Raw genomic sequence first — 20,327 nt, forward strand, 5'->3', positions numbered from 1 at the left:
GACTCGAACACTTACGTGGCACAGCTCTGGGCTTTAGGAATGTAACCAACTACATAGCTCGGTGCCTGTTGGAGTCAGGAGGTTTTAAAACTCAGCTACACCCTTAAATGCGAAGAGCCTTAGAGGCACTTCGCGTTTAAGAGTGTATGAAAAAGTGTGCTAGCTGCACTTCGTGCTAGCTGGACACCCATGCATTCGTCCTTGCGCACTTCGTTCTTTAAGCTAAGTCAGTAATATCTAGCTGGACACCCACCGCAATCTGTCACAGATAGACAATGGGGGGCCTCTAAAAACCTCGGAGGCGAAATTTTGACGAGGCAAAAATCGGCGAAAAAGCAGAGTTTACTGTAGTAAATGAGCATTTTGAGCCGATTTTTAACGAAGTAAAAATGAGAAAAAGGGGTTTTTAGAGGTTCCCAATGGGTGTCTTAGAAAAAGCTGCCGTTACTCGCCGCCAGACATTGCCAGAACGGACGACCGTGGGTGTATATGGCAATTAGATAATCGCTCATTTACCTACGACGATTTTGATCGGTTAACCGAAGTGGTGAATCTCAATAGCGGGCGTCGAGCGAACTATGTTTATATGGGCGGCGAGCTTGCGGTATCGGTTGACGCGCCAAGTGGTCAGAGTGGCGAAAAGGTTTTTACTTTCTTCTTACCGCATGGGTTTAAGTATTCGGTTGTTGAAACCCTTACTAGCCAAAGTCGTACATCAAAAGTCACGCATAGCTTGAGTGCCTCTGGCATTAACATGCACTACGACCCAAGCGAAGGCACGACAACGCAAGCAGTACTGCGCAACCACCTTGGCAATATGGTTGCCGTGTTGGCATCGAATGAAACCAACTTCATTGATCCATACAAAATCTCGCCGTATGGCTTAACGCAGAATGGTGGCAATGCCAAAACCAATCAACTGGTGCAAGACAAACCGCAGTACGATAACTTCCAAATCGTGCACTTTGGTGGCCGTGTTTACGACCTATACAGCCGCCAATTCCTAACGCCAGACCCAATCGTGCCAAACCACAGCAACATCAGCCACTGGAGCCGCTACAGCTATGGCTACGGCAACCCATACGGGCATGTTGATCCGACTGGGTATTATCAAATTGAATCGCATGACAAAGCGACTGTTGATCATAGTGTTGAGAATAATTCTGGGGATGTGCCGGAGGGGGCCGATACTTCTGCTGTATCGTTTGATATAGAAAAGCAAATTAATACCATGCTTTCAGAGAGTCCATTATTTAAAGACAAGTTTATTATAGGAAGCCCATCGGCAGAGGAAGAGAATAACTTTTTGACAATGTTGTACTGGGCTGAGCCAATAGCAGGAAAATTTGCAGTTAGGCTAAGTCTAGATACGAGATTGATGATAGAAAATAATGAAGCGACACTACATCAACTATCTGCCTTAAAAGCAGGGACAGCAAAGCACATAAACGGCCAAAGAACTGTAGAAATGCGGAATGAAATGTACCATGTTGGAGCTACGGGTCTCGCATGGAGTACGTCTTGTAGTCACTTAACTTGCACGACCACATTCGCTGGTTTCGTCGAAGCAGCGAGCCCTAACAAAATAATCGGGCCTGATGGAATATGGGATATATTTTGGGGGAGAGATAACGAAGGGAGCCAGGGTGAACTACCTGGTGGCTCTCCTTTTCCATATGTGCCGCACGTATGGAAGGTAGAGTATCAAAATAATTTTGGTAAGGAGTTATAGATGTTTGGTGCTGAACTTAACGAGTATATTTTTTTTGCTTTTTTTGTTGCAATAATTTTATCTTTGACAATATTTAAGCTAAGGAACTCTGGGTATCTAAAGAGAATTGTATTTTTATCTATTGCTTTCTATATGTCTATTGTATTAGGAAGTGCAATATTAGACTTTTATGTCTCATACATGAGTAATGCTTCAAGCGGCAGTGATTTGGAGTTTTACTGGAACTCTAGAGAGATCAATGATTTGGGAAGGAATGTTTCACCAATATTGGCTGTTCCATTTACTTTAATGTTCATGCTATGTCACGTGGTTGTTGAAATCGTCATACTGAAAGTTAAGTCTAAAAACTAGTTTTTCGGCCCAAAGTCAGAGGGTGATAGCTGGGTACTCATGTATCATTCCTTATGCACCTCGGTCGTTTAGCTGTGTTAAGAAAATGCACAGGCTTAATAGTGGGTGTCCAAAAAAATGTTAGTGGGTGCCCAAAAAAAAGTTAACCGAGGAGAGGTCATATCTTCCGATTTGCACAACGAGTTTATTAGCTACCTATTGGAGACTGGTAGAATGGTTTGACCAATAGGCTTCATTGTTTCCTCCGGTTAGCTGGATGCGGTTAGCTGGGCAACCACCGCTATCTGTCACAGATAGCCAATGGGTGTCTTAATAGTAACAGCTGTTACTCGCCGCCAGACATTGCCAGAACGGATGACCGTGGGCGTATATGGCACTTAAATAACCGCTCTTTTAGCTATGACGACTTCGATCGGTTAACCGAAGTGGTTAATCTCAATAGCGGGCGTCGAGCGAACTATGTTTATATGGGCGGCGAGCTTGCGGTATCGGTTGACGCGCCAAGTGGTCAGGGTGGCGAAAAGGTTTATACCTTCTTCTTACCGCACGGGTTTAAATATTCAGTTGTTGAAACCTTTGCCAATCGACAACGCACAACCAAGGTAACGCATAGCTTGAGTGCGTCGGGCATTAACATGCACTATGACCCAAGCGAAGGCACTACAACGCAAGCTGTGCTGCGCAATCACCTTGGCAATATGGTTGCCGTGTTGGCGTCGAATGACACCAACCTCATTGACCCATACAAAATCTCACCGTATGGCTTAACGCAGAATGGTGGCAATGCCAAAACCAATCAGCTAGTGCAAAACAAACCGCAATACGATAACTTCCAAATCGTGCACTTTGGTGGCCGTGTCTACGATCTATACAGCCGCCAGTTCCTAACGCCAGACCCAATAGTGCCAAACCACAGCAACATCACCCACTGGGGCCGCTACAGCTATGGCTACGGCAACCCATACGGGCATGTGGATCCGACTGGGTACTTTCAGATTGAATCGCATGATAGTGCGGCTGTTGATCATAGTGTTGAGAATAGTTCTGGGGATGTGCCGGAAGGGACGGCAACTGCGGAAGTGCAGTTTGATATGGAAATCAGTCAAACCACAACTTTCGTAAGAAGCCATGGCCGGCATCACTCGCAAAGAATAGCAAGGAACGAAGTTAAGGCGGAATGCGAAATTCCGGCTAACTGTACAGAAACTATTATAAGCTCCACGCGGCAGGAAGAGAGATATGAGCCAGTGGTTGGTGTAGGTGAAAGCTCATTGTTTAGCATCGGCCCGTCAATAGGAAAGTTCCCACCAAAACCTTGGGATTTGCTGGCATTTTTAGTTGACCGACAGGTTGAGCAATATCGAGTAAAATGGGTCGACACTGTTAGCTACACATATACTAGAAGCAAATACAATGTAACTGAGTATCAAAGCTTACCCGAAGGTGGATTTATAGGGCCGGTTGAATATTCGATATTTTTGCCAGACCCAGATAGTTGGAACAGAACTGTAATAAAATCAGAACGAATAGGTATCGAGAGTGTAAATTATGTACCATTTTTTGAAAGATAATGCCAGGCGATCTTTATCATTATTCCTCTTAGGAATAGTGGTTGGAGTTGGTGGCGTAATACTATTTGGCAAAGGAGAGTCCTATTCGAAAAATGAGGATTCCGAAGGTGTTTATTTTTTAATAGGTGAGCACTGTTATGATGAAGCTAAAGAGTATATGGCAGATCTAGGCAATGTTGAGTTTACTACTAAAATTGAACAGCTAAATTTTTCTTTAGGTGAGTATCCTACTGCAAAATATGTAGCCTATATTTCTTTTGGAAATATGTCTTTAGAGGAACTAAAGGCATACGCGAGGGGGGCTACCCAGGATTGCAGTGCTACGGCGTCAGCATCTTTTGACTTCGATAATATTTCGGATTTAAAAGAACTATCGTCATTATTGAGTTTATTGGAATTGAATAACTCGAAACCAATACTGCTAGATATACAGGGAAGTAAATTAGTTGTTAGATTTAGGCGGAATTGGTAGAAATATCTTAGCTAAACACCCTTGGCTATCTAAAAGTCTTAGCTAAAAGTCTTAGCTGGACACCCACTGCTATCAGTCCCAGAAAGCCAATGGGTGTCTAAGAAAAAAGAGCACTCGAAAAATCCAGCTAGGCGAGTTAACGGTTGGTACTTATATTACAAATGGTTCTGAGGTAGCTGTGATTGCCCGAGAACCGCTACCACTACAATGAAGCCATTTTCCTTGGTGAAGTAGGCGGTATGTTTGCCTACTGGAAAATAGAAGCCACCTGGGTAAATATCGTCACAACTGCGCCCAACTTCTGGGTTGGCAGCAAGCATTTTCAAACCGGTCAGTAACGTATTCTTGTAGCTTTGCCACTGGGTCTCTGAGAAGTTATTGACGGTGTAGCTTTTGATATTGCGTAAATGAGTCTGGGCTGAGCGGCTCAGTTTGTAGTTGTTATTTGGCATGCTGGGTTACAAGGCGTTTAGAAAGTCTTCACCGTCTACTAACTTGCCCTGTGCTATGTCTTGATTAGCAGACTCGAAACACTGCTTTAGGTAAGCAGCCTTCATCGCCTCTAGCTCGTCGTAGTCCTGGATTGACATGACCACTACAGCGTCTTTGCTATTTTTACTAATCTTCACTGGCTCGCGTTGAGCGCTTAACAGAAGCTCACCAAAATTACGTTTGGCATCATTTGCAGTTAAAGTGCGCATGTTCAACCTCCAAATTGGGGAGTACGAAAGAATTATAGCCGTTCGCATGAAGTGATCAATATAATTAAATCGTGCGATTTGTGCGAAAACGAATCCCTAACTGGGTGTGTTAGCTGGACACCCATGCATTTTACTTTAAGCACTTCGTTGTATGAGCGAGTAACCGGGCTTAATAGCAGCAAGGCAAGGGCCGTTACTTTTGTTTCAAGGCCATAACCGCATTACACGGCAATACAGTAATCTCGCTATTTAGCGTTATTGTGACTTCAGACACCTCACCCTCAAAATCGCTGCACATCTCTACAGCTAACGGGTAGGTTAGTGTTGCAACATCTGTATGGGTTAAAGCCTGCAGCACGGCTTGAGCTTGCTGATGTCGCTCGATGTACTTACCATAATCAGCGCCTGCAATGCTGGTGAATATCTTGCCCATTTCGCCGCATTCAGAGCATGGCGAGTTAGTCACTGTTGCTTGTTCACCATCAATCACTGCATACCATTGTGTTAAAAACTGGTAGTGATGATTTAAAACAGCATCTGAATCAAGCAGCCAATGGCTTAACTCGTTTGCCCCGTGCTGGCCCTCAAGCTCGGCATTCAGTTTTTGACTAGTATCTGTAAATACGGTAGCCATTGCCGCCCATTCGCCTAGCAGAGCAGTTTTGAGGCCAATGTTATCGAGCCGAAAACGTCCTTGGGTAAACTCTGGTGGCAACTGCTTACCAATGGCCAGGCCATTGTCTATATTCGCCAAACAAATCATATAGCCGATCAAGTCAATTTGTTGTTCGCACCATCGCGTTGTTACGATCATCTGGTCGCGCCAAAGCCTTGGTTCATCGAGCGTTGCCAGCCACATGTTTTGAGATGCGATAAGCCAAGCGCGATGAGCCGGTACAGGATCGTTTGCACTGGGCACCGCTGGAAACTGCGGCGTTGCTGTCGTCATAATCGACCAAGCTTTAGCAAGGGCTTCTTCAGATTGCGGCACTATAGCAGCAGCGCAATCAGGCTCTTGCAACTTACAAATACGGCGACCGTCATCAATAATTAAGCTCTCAAGCTCCGTTAGTTGGTCTAAGAAGTCTGAGCTACCAATAAACTGTTGATAGGTCTGAATATAATTTTGGGTATGCTCAGATAGTTGAGCACTTGCGGGCAGGGCTAACGCCATCAGAATGATCGTAGTGGCTTTTTTCATGATCCTTCACTATGTTCGCCAATAATCCGATAAGTTAACACAGCATTTATGGACACGCACCATACAAGAAACGTTTAACAATGTGTTAGCTGGGCACCCATGCATTCGTCCTTGCGCACTTCGTTCTTTAAGCTAAGTCAGGAACGTTCATCAGAACAATCCCTAACTGGACACCCACCACCCATGGAACGTATAACTAAACTGCCAATCAGCAAACAAGGAGCGCTATTTCATGAGTTTTGCGAAAAGACATGCCAAGGCACGTTGGCCTTTTCGGTTTCTTGCATTGGTGACAGGCGTGCTTGGTATGTTTGCTAGTGCTCACTTTGTAACTGCGGCACTCAGTGAACCGGCAACTTTTAGTGAGGTGGCTACGGCAGTATTGGTAGTGCTAACGACATTCGCTTCCGGTGTTATCGCAGTTTCAGGTTTTGCGCCTCAATGGCTGGTGCCTACAGAAAGCGAATAACTAATCAATGAACATAGCAATTCTCACCTTCGATGGCTTTAACGAAATCGATTCATTTGTGGCACTGGGTATTTTGAATAGGCTGCCAGATTTGAGCGCGCATATTGTCAGCCCGGCCGAGTACGTTACCTCGATGAACGCTGTAACGCTGCAAGCTCAGTAGCCACTTGAGTTTGCTAATTCGGCAGATGCTGTGCTGTTTGGCAGCGGTAAACAAACGCGCGAGATAGCCCCTGTTGGCGAAAAAGACAGCATGGTGGCGCATTGTATGTCGGTGATTGGCGCGAGTTAGAGCCTAGTAGCTTGTCTGCAAGCATGCGGCTGGTGCCGCATGACTTACAGACCTACTTCTACGACACGCCTAGGATTAAGAATCCACTTTTACGGTGCGCAGGTATGGGCGAATTTCGTTAAAGCCCTGCGGGAACATGCTGTTCGCTTTGTCGTTATCAATTGATGGTGGAATGATGACGTCTTTGCCTACTTCCCAGTCGGCAGGGGTAGCAATAGTGTGCTTATCACCAAGCTGTAAAGCATCGATCACGCGCAGAATCTCGGCGAAGTTGCGGCCCACACTCATTGGGTAGGTAAAGGTTAAGCGCAGCTTTTTGTTCGGGTCGATAATAAATACCGAGCGTACTGCTGCAGTGGTGCTCTCGCCCGGGTGAATCATGTCGTACAAACGCGACACTTCTAGGCCAGCATCGGCCACAATTGGGAAAGTGAGCGTGGTGTTTTGCGTGTCGTTCACGTCTTCAATCCACTTTAAGTGCTCTTCTACCGTGTCGGTCGACAGGCCAATCGGCTTCACGTTGCGCTTGGCAAACTCATCGTTTAGTTGCGCCGTGCGACCCATCTCAGTGGTGCACACTGGAGTAAAGTCGGCTGGGTGGCTGAAGAAAAAAGCCCACGAATCGCCAATCCACTCATGGAAGTCGATTTTGCCTGTGGTTGTGTCTGCTTGGAAATTTGGTACTACGTCACCTAAATGTAAAGCCATGATGTTCTCTCCATTGGTTTTAGAACGTACGCCGCGTTTGCGGCAACTGCAAACTACATTAGACCCAATAAGTGGCATATGCAACATTCAACTTATGACTGTGACAACACTCATTCAGCTGGGGTTGAAGTCTGGAGCCCTTGATCTACCTGCCTTGTAGCGATTTTAGCTTAGTACAACTGTTGCATGAATCAACTTGCATTCTTGCAACAATGGGTTAATACGATTGATTATCCAAATAGTTTATTTACGATTAAGCAGGCGGAGCCATAGCAGCCCACAAACGATCATTTGATAAACCGCACCAAATAGCATCATCCACCAGCCCGCTTGTTCACCTGCCGCAATAGCATGGTAGCCAGCTATGCTCCAAAAGGTTGGCAATATGCCCGCCAGCCAGTACCAAGGCACGGGCACAAAAAGCACGACTATAATGGGCACCGATATCAAAAAGCCGAGGGCTTTCATGGCCGCAAAGCCTTCCACTAGGTTTTTGGCTAAGCGCATAAGCAGCAGCAAACTAAGCCCTAGCAATGGCAAGCTCAATAAAGCAATGCACACCACTTGCCAAAGGGGTAGCACCACTAAGCCCAACAGCTGGTGAATCACTACCGTTAATAAAAACCCAATAGCGCTATAAACTGCCACGCGCAACAAAATGTAGCGGCGCAGGCCAAGGCGAGTAACCGAGATAGCCGCCAATAAATTTGCTTCGCGCTCTAACAGCAACTGAAAACCCAATATAAAACCCATCATCATTGGCGTGATGGTCGCGAGTAGCACGCTGGCCATACTGGCGTACTGATTTAGCTGCCAGTTAGGGAAGTTTTGGTTGAGCACTGGCCAATAAATACGCAGCAATACGGCTAATAGCGGTGACATGGTGGCCAATAATATTAAGAAGGCGTCGGTGCGAACCTTGCGCCATTCAAGCATTAACAAGGTGTTAAGCACGGTTACCTCCAAAGCGGTGCCCACCGCTGCGTGCATCCCACTTAAGTGCCCAGCCTAGTGCAACAAGCGCCCAGATAAACTGCGCCACACCGGCCGCCCCTAACTGCCAGCCAAATAGGTTTTGCGAGCCAATGGCCAATAAGTAGCAGCCGCCACCAGAGGGCAATAGCCACCAATACGGTAATTGCACCACATCGGCATAAGCCAAAATGGGCAGCGCCCACAATATGCCGGTCAAGCTAAATAGCACAATAAACTGGTTCAGGCTTTGGCATATTTTGGGTACCAGCACGCCCACACAAGCAAAAAACAACGCGTTCAGCAGCATGCCAGGCGCCATTAACAATACCGCCCCCCACGGCAGCAAAGGCAGAGCCAGCGCAATTTGCACCGTTGTCATCATTAGCCATAACCAAAACACTCGCGCTAGCATAATTTGCCAGCTGCGCACGGGTGTCATGCGCACCGGTTGCTGTACATTTTGGTTGCCTTCCAACACCGACAGCCCATAGCCAAACAACAAACCAATGGCAGTAATATCCACGGCTGCCACAATGCCAAACCAGAAGGCTCTATCCCAGGCAGGTAGCAGCCATAACAAGCCAAACCAAACAAGCGTTAGCACGCCAGCGGCCGCCCAAAAACCATGCCGCCACTGCAGGCGCCACTCTAAAACTAATAACGCCTTCATAATTAGCCTCCTAGTGTTTTACCAGTTAGTTGAATGAATGCTTGCTCAAGGGTGGCCTCTTGGCTGTGCAGCGCTTGGATAGGCGCCTGGCCTAGCTGGGTTAAAAAGCTTTGATTGGTGGCAAGGTTATCTAGGGGGTAGTCGTTTTTAATGGTTTCGCCGTTGTAAAGCTGGGTTAGCTCAATACGCGCTTGCCCATATTCTTGTTTAATGGCCCAAGGCTGACCTATATGGCGCAACTGCCCTTCAACAATAAAAGCGACTCGATCGCAAAGCGCGTCGGCATCAAACATATTATGAGTGGTTAAAAATATGGTGGCCCCGGCGTTGCGCTCAGCCAATATAAGGTCTTTAACAATTTTGGCGTTAACGGGGTCGAGCCCAGAGGTTGGCTCGTCTAAAAACAGTAGTTTGGGTTTGTGCAGCACTGCCCTGGCAAAGTTCAGCCGCACTCGCATGCCTTTGGAAAATTCTTGCGTGCGTTGGTCTGCATGCGCTAATAATCCCACCTGTTCGAGCACTTCTTCTATTCGGGGTTTGGCATTTTTTATGCCCTGCAACCCAGCAAACACCTTCAGGTTTTCGCGCGCCGTGAGCTTTTCGTAATGATTCGGCAACTCAAACCCAACACCAATATGCTGATACACCTCGCTTTTCCAAGCTTCGATAGGCTTGCCAAGAAGCTCGGCCTTGCCTTGATGCCCTGCTAACATACCGGTTAATAGTTTCTGTGTGGTGCTTTTACCGGAGCCAGACGGCCCTAAAAAACCAAAAATCTCACCGTCGGCCACCGAAAAGCTTAAATTGCTAAGCGTTGGCTTATGCTGCTTGGCATAAGTGAACGCTAATCCTTCAACATTAATCATTTGCTAACCTCACCTGCTATGCCATCAGTGTAGCGCTTCTAATAAGTGGTACGCATTGTGAGTATTACTTATATGACCGAATAGCGTTTGCGTCAGGCAAGTTCACAAACTAACAAACCTGCCCATGGCGTGAGTTGTTAGTTCTGGTTATTTTGGGTTAAATAACAAAAAAATGTGTCAAGGACGAACAATGGAAAACTGGCTAGAAGACGAAGCAGGCACACCCGAACAAGAAGCTGCCGAGTTGCTGTACCCCAATGGTGAAGCGCTTAAGGCACTGCCGCACGAAGTAAAAACCAAACTCTTCCCCGCACCTGAAAACTGGGGCACCGTTGATCCCATTCACGCCCTTGGCTTGGTGCGCGACGAGCACACACGATTTTTCCAGTATCAACGCGGAAGCTGGCAAGAAATTCCGCGCCCCCTTACCTTGCACCAAAAAGATTGGATTTGCGTGCAGCGCCTAAACAAACCAATTGCCGGTGTGGGCCAAGCCAGTAGTGCAGGTTCGAATAGTGCTGGTTTGAATAGTGGTTCGGCCAGTAGCGCGTCGGCAAATAATGCACAAGCCAATAATGAGCCGGCCAGTCAGCCCGAACCCGTTATTATTAATGAGGCGGCTGCACCTGAGCAAACCTATACCCTCACGCTTGCCTACATGGACGAGAATGGCGAGCCGATGGAAAACACCGACTTTAAAGTTGAGCTCGACACCGGCCAAATTATTGAAGGTTCACTCGATGAAAACGGCCAATACGTAATAGCCGACCTACCCGCCGCCGTGGCTAACATTACCTATGCCCCACGGGAGTCGGAATTAGCCCGCTTGCGAGGCGAGCTAGAAGACGCCCTAACCGGCATTATCGACGAAACCAAACAACGCGCAGCAATTGAGCAGGCTGTTTTTGATGAGGAGGGAATGCTCACCAAGGGGCTTATTCTGACTGGCGCAGTAATGGTTAAGTTTTGGGACGGCGCAGTCGACACGGTTGAAGCAGTAGTTGAAGCCGGTGCCGGTGTAATCGATATAGCCAGTGACCTTGCCAAGCTACAGATTCAGTTCTTTAAACGCTTACTCGCTGGCGAAGCGCTCGAGATGCTGGAAGAGCTCTATGTTGAGATTGCTCGGTTAGGTGGCATTGCCTTGGATGTAGCGCAGAAGGCCTGGTACGTACTAAAGCTGATAGCGCTCGATACTGAAACTTGGCAAATGCTCCTGAAGTTTCCCTCAGATTACTTCTCTAGCCTTAGCACAGTTAGTAAGGTTGAAGTTTTTGGTGCAATCGGTTTCGAAATTATCTTCGCTATTGCGTGCGCCGCAGCGATTGCCCTTACTGGTGGTGTAGCCGCTGCGATTGTAGGCCCAGCCGCCACAATGCGATATAGCGTACATTTCACCAAGGTTGTCAGTTCAGTTCGCCAGATTTGGCGTTTATTCGACAAACTGCGGGTAAATAAGCCAAGCCCAACACAACGCATAGAGCAAGATATTAGGGTTAATAGTCAACAACCCAAACCCGAGGAAACCCTAGTTGTAAGTGATGGGCCTAGGATAGATCACTCACCAGAACAACCGGCAAGTCTCGTCGAAACAAAGCCCAAAAACGACGTATCAGATGCTGAAAAAGATTACGAAGATAACAACGCTGACAATAACGATGAGCATGAAGACAATGGCGAAGTAGAAAATAAGAGTACCGAGTCTGGAACGGGTAGTGGAACTTGTGGTGCCGAAAAAGCTACTCCATGTGAAAACGATCCAATCAGCATGGTTACCGGTGAAGAGCTTTACCAAACCGTCGACTTTTCTATTCCTGGCGTGGTGCCCATTAACTTTGTGCGTCAATACCGTACCGGTACCTGTGATCGGCGCAGTAGCATGGGCTACGGCTGGTCACACTCGTTTAGCGAACACTTTAAGGTTAATGGCAACGAGCTAGAGTTTGTTGACCAAGAGTTTCTCAGCACCTACTGGGGCGCGGTCAAAAAACGTGTATTTGTACGCAACCAGCATGGTGCAACGGTTTATTGGGGTGGCGAAGAAATCACCCTAAAGAAAGATGGCGTAGTGAAACGCTTTCGCCAGCTTGAAGCCAATGGCGATTATGTACTGACGCATATCGCCACGATCGATCAGCAGCAATCTTGGCATTTGTTGTATGAGCTGGTTCAACTGGCCTCTGGCGAGCAACTATTACCAACTAAGCTCGTCGCTACTTGGGGTGATCAACTTTCGATTAGATACAGCCAACACGGCATTGCTGCCATTGATTGGCAAACTGTTAATGGCTCAAAATCAAAACGCCTAGCGCGTTACATCGTTAATGATCAAAGCGACTTAATTGCCGCACGCGATGCCCAAGGTCGCGTGGAACAGTTCCGGTTTGAACAACACACCATTCGTATGCGCAAGTTGGCATCCGGGGCGATTTACGATTTTGAGTGGACGGAACTAGGACCAAAAGCACGCGCCACCAAACAAAAGGAACGTGGTGGAACTTACGACTATCGTTTTGAATGGAATCTTGCAAGCGCACCGAATCGAAACATCAGCCGCGCCATCGACTCCAATGGTGTGGTGAAAGAATATGAGTTTGACGACAAAGCTCAGCTACTACGCAAAACCATGCCAGATGGCAGCGAAGAGCGTTGGCACTACAACAGCTTGGGCGACTTACTGTGGTATCAAAACGGCAACGGCGAGCGCACCGAATATGCCTACGATGGCCAACAGCGTTTAACCAAACAAGTTAACGCCCTAGGCCAGCAAACCCGGATTGTTTACCACGGCGATACTTTCTTACCTGCCCGTGTTACTAACGCCGCAGGCCACACCACACGTTATACCTATAACAGCCTTGAGCAGCTGACAGCAGTGCATTACCCAGATGGCCGCGAAGCCAAATGGTTTTATGACGCCGACCAGCTGGTTAAACAAGTCGACGCCAATGGCACGATTCACCAATACGAATGGCACCCGCAATGGGGCAGCATTGCGCGCTACGTGCAGTCCGTTAAGGCAAAAGCAGGTAAAACCAACGTACTTGCCGAGCTGACCTTCGATTACGATGAGCAAGGCCGGTTAATCAGTAAAACCCAGCAACCATTAAACACTCAGCAAAAACCGCTAACTACGCATTACGTTTATGATGCGCAAGGCCAGTTAATTAGCCAAATTGACCCATTTGGTAAGAGCCAAAAGCTTAAATACGACAGCTTTGGCCGCGTTGTTGCCCATATCGACGCCGCTGGGCGAACCACCCAGTTTGAATATGGCAAGTTTGCCCAAGTTGAGCGCCTAATTCAGCCAGATGGCAACGAAGTGCGCTACCAATACGACAAAGAGCGCAACCTAACGGCACTGATTAACCAAAACGGCCAAGCTCATAAGTTTGAATACGACGCACACGAGCGCATTAGCCGTGAAATCACCGTGGATGGCCGCACAACCGACTACACCTATGATGGTGCGGGTCGTGTTGTGGCACTTAAGGAAGGCGAACTAACCGCCACTTTTGAACGCAATGCCCTAGGCATGTTAATCCACGAGCAACACGAAGCAGCAGGTAAACAAAGCGTCACCATCGACTATCAGTACGATGAATTAAATCGTTTAATCATGGCCGATAACGGCCATGCCCAAACCGAACTAGCCTACGACCTAGCTGGGCGCTTAACCGAAGAGCTAAACCGCCAAAGCTTTAATCCATTTGGCCAACGCGCACAGCCGCATCAACATAAAATTGGCATTCACTACCGCGGTGATGGCCTTGTTTCGCACCTACACCACGAGAGCTTCAAGCCAAAACCACAAGGGCTTAAATACAGCTTCTTGCATTCCGACGGGCGCAAAGTTGAGTGGTACCAAGAATATCATTGGAATAGCCAACAGCAGCTTGTTGGTATGCTGCTTAACGACGAGCAGCTATTTAGCCAGCAGTTCAATAGCGCTGGCCAGCTAACCAAGCGCCAACAAGGTGCCCACCAGCTTGAATTTAGTTACGACCCAGAAAGCCGCCTGGCACAAACCAAACGCCTAGGCAGCGCGCACGAGCTAATTAAACAGCGTGATTATGGGTACGATGAGTATGGTCGGCTTGCGCAAATTAGTGAGCAAGGTTCCACGAGCGCCAAGCCATTTGTTAAACAATACCAATACGATGCCGTAGACCGATTAACTTCAGTCGTTCGCGGTGAATCCGGCGACTTGGTTGCACAACAGGTCAACCAAGACAAAGCCGGCAACCTGCTGCCACAAGGCCTAACCGAGCTAACCAACAACCAGCTACCATTCTGGGGCGACCGGCATTTTGACTACGACAGCCACGGCAACCTAAAAACCGAAACCAGCGGCGCCAATGGCTGCAAGAAAAAGCAGTTCTTCTACAACGCCAAGCACCAGCTTGTTGCATTGCTGCAATCCGTTGATAGGACAGCCACGCGATATAGTGAATACCTCTACGACGCCCTAGGCCGTCGTATTGAAAAAATCGTTTGGCAGCTTGATGCTACGGTGACTGGTGTTGAAACTGAACTTGAATTAGCCGAACTAGCGCGTAAGCAAGGTGAAGTGATCAACCACGAACGCTTCGCTTGGCAAGGTTCAACGCTGGTGCATGTTCGCAAACTCACCAACGGCGGCAACCAACAACTCACTGCCGAGCGCTACATCTACGAGCCAGGCACCCACGTGCCACTGGCAATGCACGACACCGAGCTTGGCACCCTGCATTTTGACGTAGACCACTTAGGTACGCCAAAGGGGCTGTTTGATGGAGAAGGTCAGAGATTATGGCAAGCTGAGCATTCGGTTTATGGCCAGATTGAATCAGAGCGCTCGTTTAAGCTTCACCCTTTAACCGGTGAAAAGGTTGCACCCAAGATTCGTTTTCAAGGCCAATATGAAGACTCGGAATCTGGGCTGTTTTATAACCTAAACCGCTATTACGATGCCGAAGTTGGGCGTTTTACGACGCAAGACCCGATCGGTTTACTAGGCGGGCTAAATGCCTATCAGTATTGCCCAAATCCGGTTGGGTGGGTTGATCCGTTGGGGTTGGCAGCCAAAGATTGTAGCAACAATTTCAACATTCGAGTGGCTACCGCAGAGCTAGCTAAACAGTTTTTAAACGGTGAGGACACTACTGACATTGCCGCAAAGTTTGCTCGTCTGTTTACTCATAGCGCACCAGGAAAAAATGAAGGAAAAGTAATCCTAGGTAGATGGGCGGCGCCAGAGCCTGGTAAGGGAACTTCAGATATGGGATATATCGACATTGCTAAAAGTGAGGGCGGCATTTGGTTTGAATCTACAGATAGCTTCTTCGGCGATTTAAAGAAATTTTTCGATGACGCTGGCTTTGATGAAAAACGATCTGAAACACTAGCAAATGACGCTGCCTTCAAAGTAAACGAACAGTTCTTATTACAAAATGCGGATCAGCGTAGAACATTTGTTTTATCGAATGTAACTCCTGAACAAGCTCTGACCCATTTCTCGACGAGTGCAACGGCTAGAGAGGTCAACATGCTCAATAGTCAACATTTCAAAGACTTGGGATATGAACTAATGGGCAACGAATGGACTATCAAATAACCAACTCGAGTTAACACATGAAAGACGATAGATACAAAAATTTTGTTTCAATGGACGATGTTAAACTAGCACATGAGTACTCTGAGGACGGATTGTGGATTGACATATATGATTACAAAGGATTTAAAATCGCAATTTATTACGAGAGACACACTGGAGAACAGATATATATTTGTAGAAATGGGTGTAATATTTCAATAGAAAAACCTTGGAATCTAGACAGTGACTGGACTTTGATTACTGATCTTTGGCCGGAAGCATATAACGAGTATAATGAGTATATGAAAGAAATGACTTATCCTAGGTCACCCAACATTTCGGACAAAGAAAAAATAATTGATCGACTACTATGCAAGTTAACAAGAATGATAGACTTTTCTGAGATCGATATTTAGTTACTTCATGTAATTTAGCTGTGTAATTTAGCTAATTTAGCAGCTAATTTAGCTGGCTAGCCATGGGTTATACAGCTGAGACCACTTCTACTACCAGCCAAGTAGCTGCAGGACAGTCAAAAAGCCCGAGTCGAATCGCGCGTTTGCGATTATTTCTTTAAAAGATGATGAATAACTAGGCGAAAACTACAGGGTTGTGGAAGTGCACGCACAGATGTGCCTTGGTTTTATACCAATTTAAAGATTCTTTTTTGGGTTACGGGATTAGCTAGCCAAATAGCTGCACAACAACATCGGTACGGGGTCGGCGCTTGCAGCCTCGACTTTGGTGAAAGTGCTCAACTTGATTTGGTGCTCCGATTGCACCATGAGTAACCTTGCCAAGGCTCGTGCACAGTATTTGCCATTGGTTTTGGTTAAAGGCTAGCTGTTGCAACAGTGGTGGCTGCTCAATGGAGACAACACCTTTCTTATCGGCCCTGACAACTTTGCTCGACCAATCCAGTAGCTCGAAATATTGATCTTGAGTGCATGGCAAATAGGCTTCATCGAGGTTGCTATCTGTGCTGATAAAACTCATTAGCGGCTTTTTGCTTGCGCCAGTACTATCTTCACAAGGTTTTCCATGAATGCGCTCATAAGCACTGGTGAACTCACTTTCGGGTATGCACTTGCACATTTCAGCGCGAATCGGGTTCAGATCCACGTAGACCATGGCCGCGAGCAGCGCTTTTTCATCTAAAAGAGGTTGTGATTTGAACCGGCCTTCCCAAAACCTGCCAGTGCAGTTGTCCTCAGCATTGGCCCGGCGAGCGATGTTTTCATTTAAACAACGCATAAACCAGGAAATATCAAACAGCTGAGCCCTCCACTTAGCGAGTGTCGCTTGCGCCAATTCAGCAACGCCTTCTTCACCAGCTAAATACCGATCGACGACCTTACTGCCCTTAAACAACACCTGCCAGCGCTCTGCCACCTCGCGATCGGACAGCGCTTGTGCCGCGGCATGATTCACATGCAAAATTAGATGGTAGTGGTTAGACATAATGGCATAGCCAGCCACGTCGATGGTGAAGACGCTGACCAACAGGTGAATACGCTCAATTAACCAAGCACGGCGATGCTCGAATGATTGCTGGCTTACCTGGTCAACACCGCATAAAAATGCTCGCCTAACACAGCGCGACACGCAATGATAAAAAAGCGTTTCGGCTAACTGAATGATTTGGGAACGTGCAATGGTCACGGCGACTACCTCCTAGTGATTACAAGGTAGTCGACCGGATAGCACTGGTCAAATAAACAGTGGATGTCCAGTAGGTGACGTCATCCTGCATCATCGTATGCATCATCGCTCCAAGCATATAATTATGAAGTGGATGGCTATCAGCGCGCCCGCGCAACCATGGTATCAGGCACCGTCTGCTGGATTTCTGCCGCTAGCGCTTAAAAGCGCAAGCTCAGATTCGTTTAGGTAGCGCCACTGTCCCAAAGGCAGCTCGCCAAGATAAAAGTCATTAATGGCAACACGTTTTAGATAAGTCACGCGAAAGCCATTGGCTTTCGCCATACGCCGTATTTGCCGATTAAGCCCCTGAGTTAAGTAAATCTCAAATCGATCATCACTAAGCCTTCTAACTTTACAAGGCAAAGTCAGAGTATCCAAAATAGCCACAGGCTCAGACATTTTCACCAAAAACTCATCAGGAAATGCACGATCTACCTGTACTTCATAGCGTTTCACATGGGCAAAATCAGGGTGCATAAGCTGATGGTGCAACTCACCATCATTGGTTAACAAAAGTAGCCCAAGGCTGTCTTTATCTAAGCGCCCAACAGGCATAACCTGCTCAGGCACATCAATAAAATTCACGATGCTATCAGCTCGACCTGCCACACAATTACAGTTCACACCTACAGGTTTATGATAGGCAACATAGACCTTAGGTACCGCATTAGGCAGTGCCATACCGTCGACGGTAATTCTACAATCATCATTCACCCAAATCGTCGTCTGCGCAATTTCACCATCCACACTCACTCGACCTGATTGAATCAACTTCACAGCCTTACGGCGAGAACACAAACCAGAGAGAGCAATTTTTTTGGGAAGGGCAATGGTGGTCAATTGGGCGGCCTAATTAGTTAAGGGGTGGAGTGTATCAGGAAAACAACTGATCGGTTTAGCTGGACAGCCATGTATTATTTTGTCGAGGGTACTACTAACGTGAACATCCATGATTTTTCCAGTTGAGACCACTTTTGCTATCAGCCAACAAGCTGCAAGGCTATTAAGAAGCCATAGAGCAACCGAGCATTTGCGAATTATAGTGTGCACTCGTTGGTTACGAAGCGTCTTTCCTTGGTTAACCTAGCCAGCAAGTAGGTCATGACCAAAGCCGATAGAAATAGTACGCCTGCGGCAGCAGTAAACCCGAGTTCGGTTTGCCCTTCAGCGCTGATGGCTGCAATGAAAATATAACTAAACGACTGAACAGTCATCACCATCATGCCTAAAACCCCCTCGGCACGGCCACGTGTTGAGCCATCGGTGTGTAAATGCATTAAGTTGGCGCGTGTTACTCTGTTAACAGACTTAAAAAAACCGAACAACGCAGCCAGGGCAACAAAGGTTATTAGGTTTGTTTGCCAGCTCATACTATAAACGGCTAGTGCCATTGCCAGCGCACCTAGCGGCAAGATTTTTTCCAGAGCAATGTGTTGGTAAATTCGTTTAATCAACAGGCCGCTGGTTATCGCACCCAAGCCAATAAGAAGTTGGTATGAAGCAAACCAGCTACCCGAAGCGCCTTGCTCACTAAGCCAAATCGGTACCAGTTGACCTAAAAACGTCAGCACGGGGTAACCAAGCTGTGCAGCAAAGATAAATGCAAAAAAGGTTTTGTCTGCCCAAACAATATCTTTACTTTGTTTCAGCTGCCGCCAAACACTCTCTTGCTGGCGGTTAAGCACTCGCCTTTGATGAGGGGTTACGAGGTAACTAAATGTCGACAACATCGATGCGAATGCCGCTACTAGGCTAAAGGTCAAAAGCCCCCAGTTCTCCAGCATGATGACGCCGGTTGCACCAGCAAGCAAAACGGTCATTTGCGCGACAATTTCTTGTTTTCCGCTAATGCCAGCGTATTCGCTTGGCTGCCAGTTCTCTTGCGTAAACGCATTATTGGTGCTCCACGCCATATTCATCGTGACCCAGTAAATCACTTGGCATAGGCCAAGTAGTAAGGGTGAAGCCATTTGTTTAACTACACATAGCGCAACAACGAAGGCGACGGCTGCTTGAATGACTTGGTTAGCGATTAATATCGTTTTACGTGAATAACGATCAATAAAGGTCGAAAGCAGAGGCGTCAGCGCAAAACTAGTGATTGTGCAGACCAAAGCAATGCTCGCAACAAAGCTACCTGTACCGCCATGAGTCAATATGTACCAAGGCAGTGCCAGCAAAATTAGACCCGTTGAGAGACCATCGAAAAAGCGAGCGGTTAAGTAGTTAAGGTCACGACGTGTGCTAGAGAACATAAATAGTCTTGTATTTGTTGATGTAATGGCGGCACTATAGAACCTCAACCTATGTTGAGGTAAAGGATTTTATGTCACTTTCTATTGGTGTGGTTGCAAAACGCTCAAATGTCGCTGTTTCGGCACTACATTTTTATGAACGCAAAGGCCTGATTAGCAGTTATCGCAACGCCGGTAACCAGCGCAGGTTTGATCGCTCGGTGCTACGCCGTTTGGCCATTATTAAAGCAGCACAACAAATTGGCATGTCGTTGCAAGAAATCACTGATGCGCTAGCACACCTTCCAAAAAACGTTGCGCCAAGCCAAGCAGATTGGCAGCAACTCGCTAGTACGTGGCAAAACCAGTTGCAGGACAAAATTGCACGCTTAAAGCACTTAGAGAGGAACCTAGGTAGCTGTATTGGTTGTGGCTGTTTGTCGCTAGAAAAGTGTGCGCTCTATAACCCTGACGACGCTTTTAACAAATACAGGCCAGGTGAAAGCGTGTTGAGCGAACCTAAGTTAACAATCAGCAACGTTATTAAGTAGCGTTTAAATTTTTCTACGTGATAAGCAGCTTTAGTACAAGTGGCTAGGCTATTAACCCAGATTAACTTGCTGCCGTTTAGCAAATGAGCACTAACAAGACAGCCACCTTTTTTATTCCATGAGAACCACACTACCTAGTTCTAACACCACTATCCCGGCAATTATTTGCAATCTTTCTAAAAAAAAGACGGTCTGCATATAATTCAGGAGTATCTGTATATTGGTTAATTTACATCCTGCTAGCTTGTTAAGGCA

19 protein-coding genes are annotated in these 20,327 nt (G+C 47.0%); 9 read left to right on the plus strand and 10 right to left on the minus strand.

Features of this window, described 5'->3' with window-relative positions; all coding sequences use genetic code 11:
* The first annotated feature begins 544 nt into the window (after positions 1-544).
* The 4 genes from DUW71_RS15665 to DUW71_RS15680 all read left to right on the plus strand — a co-directional run bounded on the left by DUW71_RS15665 (position 545) and on the right by DUW71_RS15680 (position 4,126).
* A complete protein-coding gene (locus tag DUW71_RS15665) occupies positions 545-1,732 on the plus strand; it encodes a hypothetical protein (protein WP_158584176.1) in 1,188 nt (395 codons plus the stop codon).
* Positions 1,733-2,083, plus strand: a complete 351-nt coding sequence (locus DUW71_RS15670; protein WP_119396221.1) for a hypothetical protein — start codon at positions 1,733-1,735, stop codon at positions 2,081-2,083. It abuts the gene before it with no gap.
* Between the two features lie 425 nt (positions 2,084-2,508).
* Complete coding sequence (locus tag DUW71_RS15675; RefSeq protein WP_158584178.1) at positions 2,509-3,654, plus strand: hypothetical protein; 1,146 nt, start codon at positions 2,509-2,511, stop codon at positions 3,652-3,654.
* Positions 3,644-4,126 (plus strand): hypothetical protein, encoded by a 483-nt coding sequence (locus DUW71_RS15680; RefSeq protein WP_158584180.1) that lies wholly within the window; start codon positions 3,644-3,646, stop codon positions 4,124-4,126. The genes DUW71_RS15675 and DUW71_RS15680 overlap by 11 nt, the downstream gene beginning before the upstream one ends.
* A 155-nt stretch (positions 4,127-4,281) precedes the next feature.
* Here DUW71_RS15680 and DUW71_RS15685 read toward each other — a convergent pair whose 3' ends face one another.
* The 3 genes from DUW71_RS15685 to DUW71_RS15695 form a co-directional block, all read right to left on the minus strand.
* The gene (locus DUW71_RS15685) at positions 4,282-4,578 is read right to left on the minus strand and encodes a type II toxin-antitoxin system RelE/ParE family toxin (RefSeq protein ID WP_119396224.1); all 297 of its coding nucleotides are present in this window, start codon (positions 4,576-4,578) and stop codon (positions 4,282-4,284) included.
* Between the two features lie 6 nt (positions 4,579-4,584).
* Positions 4,585-4,827, minus strand: coding sequence for a type II toxin-antitoxin system Phd/YefM family antitoxin (locus DUW71_RS15690; protein WP_119396225.1), 243 nt, complete (start codon positions 4,825-4,827; stop codon positions 4,585-4,587).
* A gap of 193 nt (positions 4,828-5,020) precedes the next feature.
* Positions 5,021-6,028 (minus strand): hypothetical protein, encoded by a 1,008-nt coding sequence (locus DUW71_RS15695; protein ID WP_119396226.1) that lies wholly within the window; start codon positions 6,026-6,028, stop codon positions 5,021-5,023.
* A 232-nt stretch (positions 6,029-6,260) separates the two neighbouring features.
* Here DUW71_RS15695 and DUW71_RS15700 point away from each other — a divergent pair, with 232 nt between their 5' ends.
* Both DUW71_RS15700 and DUW71_RS15705 read left to right on the plus strand, forming a co-directional pair.
* Positions 6,261-6,497: a hypothetical protein gene (locus tag DUW71_RS15700; RefSeq protein WP_119396227.1), complete on the plus strand. Its 237-nt coding sequence runs from the start codon at positions 6,261-6,263 to the stop codon at positions 6,495-6,497.
* Between the two features lie 7 nt (positions 6,498-6,504).
* Positions 6,505-6,660: a hypothetical protein gene (locus tag DUW71_RS15705; protein WP_199671249.1), complete on the plus strand. Its 156-nt coding sequence runs from the start codon at positions 6,505-6,507 to the stop codon at positions 6,658-6,660.
* Between the two features lie 204 nt (positions 6,661-6,864).
* Here DUW71_RS15705 and DUW71_RS15710 read toward each other — a convergent pair whose 3' ends face one another.
* The 4 genes from DUW71_RS15710 to DUW71_RS15725 all read right to left on the minus strand — a co-directional run bounded on the left by DUW71_RS15710 (position 6,865) and on the right by DUW71_RS15725 (position 10,008).
* On the minus strand, positions 6,865-7,497 hold the full coding sequence (locus DUW71_RS15710) for a peroxiredoxin (protein ID WP_119396228.1): 633 nt from the start codon (positions 7,495-7,497) through the stop codon (positions 6,865-6,867).
* Positions 7,498-7,740: 243 nt separating this feature from the next.
* On the minus strand, positions 7,741-8,451 hold the full coding sequence (locus tag DUW71_RS15715; RefSeq protein WP_119396229.1) for a hypothetical protein: 711 nt from the start codon (positions 8,449-8,451) through the stop codon (positions 7,741-7,743).
* On the minus strand, positions 8,444-9,142 hold the full coding sequence (locus tag DUW71_RS15720; protein WP_119396230.1) for a hypothetical protein: 699 nt from the start codon (positions 9,140-9,142) through the stop codon (positions 8,444-8,446). The genes DUW71_RS15715 and DUW71_RS15720 overlap by 8 nt, the downstream gene beginning before the upstream one ends.
* Before the next feature lie 2 nt (positions 9,143-9,144).
* A complete protein-coding gene (locus tag DUW71_RS15725; RefSeq protein WP_119396231.1) occupies positions 9,145-10,008 on the minus strand; it encodes an ABC transporter ATP-binding protein in 864 nt (287 codons plus the stop codon).
* 190 nt (positions 10,009-10,198) lie between these two features.
* Here DUW71_RS15725 and DUW71_RS15730 point away from each other — a divergent pair, with 190 nt between their 5' ends.
* Entirely contained in the window at positions 10,199-15,604 is a 5,406-nt protein-coding gene (locus tag DUW71_RS15730) for an RHS repeat-associated core domain-containing protein (protein ID WP_158584182.1), read from the plus strand.
* Positions 15,605-15,621: 17 nt separating this feature from the next.
* A complete protein-coding gene (locus tag DUW71_RS15735) occupies positions 15,622-15,999 on the plus strand; it encodes a hypothetical protein (RefSeq protein WP_119396233.1) in 378 nt (125 codons plus the stop codon).
* Between the two features lie 268 nt (positions 16,000-16,267).
* On the opposite strand, the gene DUW71_RS15740 is transcribed toward DUW71_RS15735, so the two are convergent.
* The 3 genes from DUW71_RS15740 to DUW71_RS15750 form a co-directional block, all read right to left on the minus strand.
* Positions 16,268-17,245, minus strand: a complete 978-nt coding sequence (locus DUW71_RS15740; protein ID WP_119396234.1) for a transposase — start codon at positions 17,243-17,245, stop codon at positions 16,268-16,270.
* A gap of 165 nt (positions 17,246-17,410) precedes the next feature.
* Positions 17,411-18,127, minus strand: a complete 717-nt coding sequence (locus tag DUW71_RS15745; RefSeq protein ID WP_199671250.1) for a pseudouridine synthase — start codon at positions 18,125-18,127, stop codon at positions 17,411-17,413.
* A gap of 197 nt (positions 18,128-18,324) precedes the next feature.
* Positions 18,325-19,542 carry an MFS transporter gene (locus DUW71_RS15750; protein WP_119396235.1) on the minus strand — a complete coding sequence of 406 codons (1,218 nt, stop codon included), beginning with the start codon at positions 19,540-19,542 and terminating at the stop codon, positions 18,325-18,327.
* 71 nt (positions 19,543-19,613) lie between these two features.
* Here DUW71_RS15750 and soxR point away from each other — a divergent pair, with 71 nt between their 5' ends.
* Positions 19,614-20,072 (plus strand): redox-sensitive transcriptional activator SoxR, encoded by a 459-nt coding sequence (gene soxR / locus DUW71_RS15755; protein WP_119396236.1) that lies wholly within the window; start codon positions 19,614-19,616, stop codon positions 20,070-20,072.
* The last annotated feature ends 255 nt before the right edge of the window (positions 20,073-20,327 follow it).

The sequence above is a fragment of the Salinibius halmophilus genome (assembly GCF_003577475.1).
GTDB classification, from domain to species: domain Bacteria; phylum Pseudomonadota; class Gammaproteobacteria; order Pseudomonadales; family Natronospirillaceae; genus Salinibius; species Salinibius halmophilus.

Excerpts from the sequence above, each read along its gene's own strand:
- DUW71_RS15750 (WP_119396235.1), bottom strand. The coding sequence starts at position 19,542 with ATGTTCTCTAGCACACGTCGTGACCTTAACTACTTAACCGCTCGCTTT.
- soxR (WP_119396236.1), top strand. The coding sequence starts at position 19,614 with ATGTCACTTTCTATTGGTGTGGTTGCAAAACGCTCAAATGTCGCTGTT.
- DUW71_RS15690 (WP_119396225.1), bottom strand. The coding sequence starts at position 4,827 with ATGCGCACTTTAACTGCAAATGATGCCAAACGTAATTTTGGTGAGCTT.
- DUW71_RS15670 (WP_119396221.1), top strand. The coding sequence starts at position 1,733 with ATGTTTGGTGCTGAACTTAACGAGTATATTTTTTTTGCTTTTTTTGTT.
- DUW71_RS15710 (WP_119396228.1), bottom strand. The coding sequence starts at position 7,497 with ATGGCTTTACATTTAGGTGACGTAGTACCAAATTTCCAAGCAGACACA.
- DUW71_RS15735 (WP_119396233.1), top strand. The coding sequence starts at position 15,622 with ATGAAAGACGATAGATACAAAAATTTTGTTTCAATGGACGATGTTAAA.
- DUW71_RS15695 (WP_119396226.1), bottom strand. The coding sequence starts at position 6,028 with ATGAAAAAAGCCACTACGATCATTCTGATGGCGTTAGCCCTGCCCGCA.
- DUW71_RS15720 (WP_119396230.1), bottom strand. The coding sequence starts at position 9,142 with ATGAAGGCGTTATTAGTTTTAGAGTGGCGCCTGCAGTGGCGGCATGGT.
- DUW71_RS15685 (WP_119396224.1), bottom strand. The coding sequence starts at position 4,578 with ATGCCAAATAACAACTACAAACTGAGCCGCTCAGCCCAGACTCATTTA.
- DUW71_RS15730 (WP_158584182.1), top strand. The coding sequence starts at position 10,199 with ATGGAAAACTGGCTAGAAGACGAAGCAGGCACACCCGAACAAGAAGCT.
- DUW71_RS15700 (WP_119396227.1), top strand. The coding sequence starts at position 6,261 with ATGAGTTTTGCGAAAAGACATGCCAAGGCACGTTGGCCTTTTCGGTTT.
- DUW71_RS15725 (WP_119396231.1), bottom strand. The coding sequence starts at position 10,008 with ATGATTAATGTTGAAGGATTAGCGTTCACTTATGCCAAGCAGCATAAG.
- DUW71_RS15705 (WP_199671249.1), top strand. The coding sequence starts at position 6,505 with ATGAACATAGCAATTCTCACCTTCGATGGCTTTAACGAAATCGATTCA.